1 protein-coding gene is annotated in these 511 nt (G+C 66.3%); it reads right to left on the bottom strand.

Annotation, left to right across the window (positions count from 1 at the left end):
- The coding region (locus E1289_RS37865) for a polyketide synthase dehydratase domain-containing protein (protein WP_131989010.1) at nt 1-511 on the bottom strand (511 nt) is incomplete at both ends.

Here is a 511-nt window from a genome sequence, read left to right as displayed (position 1 = left end):
GTCGCCTGCGTGGATGGCGAGTTCGAGGTAGGCGGTGCCGGGGAGGACGGGTGTGTTGTTGATGGCGTGGTCGGCGAGCCAGGGGTGGGTGTCCAGGGACAGGCGTCCGGTGAACACGGTGGTCTGCCTGTCGACCAAGGTGACGTACGCACCCAGCAGAGGGTGCCCAGGCGAGTCGAGCCCTACGGACGCAGCATCTCCGGCTGCCCCGAGTGAAACCTGCGGCCAGTACCGCTTCCTCTGGAAGGGATAGGTGGGCAGCGTCGGGAGCGAGGTCGGTCGCGTGCTGCCCAGGCTCGTGAGGATTCGGGTCCAGTCGGTTGTGAAGCCTTGGGTGTGGAGGGTGGCGAGGTTGGTGAGGAGTTGGGTCCAGCCGCCGTTGTCGCGGTGGAGTGTGCCGGTGGTGAGGATGGGGTCGTCTTGGAGTCCTGGGGTGAGGGTGGGGTGTGGGCTGGTTTCGATGTAGGTGGTGTGGCCTTGGGTGGTGAGGTGGGTGATGGTGGGGTGGAAG

Source organism: Actinomadura sp. 6K520, assembly GCF_004349245.1.
Lineage (GTDB): Bacteria > Actinomycetota > Actinomycetes > Streptosporangiales > Streptosporangiaceae > Spirillospora.
The sequence above is the reverse complement of the archived record's forward strand: the minus strand, read 5'-3'. Positions and strand labels throughout refer to the sequence as shown.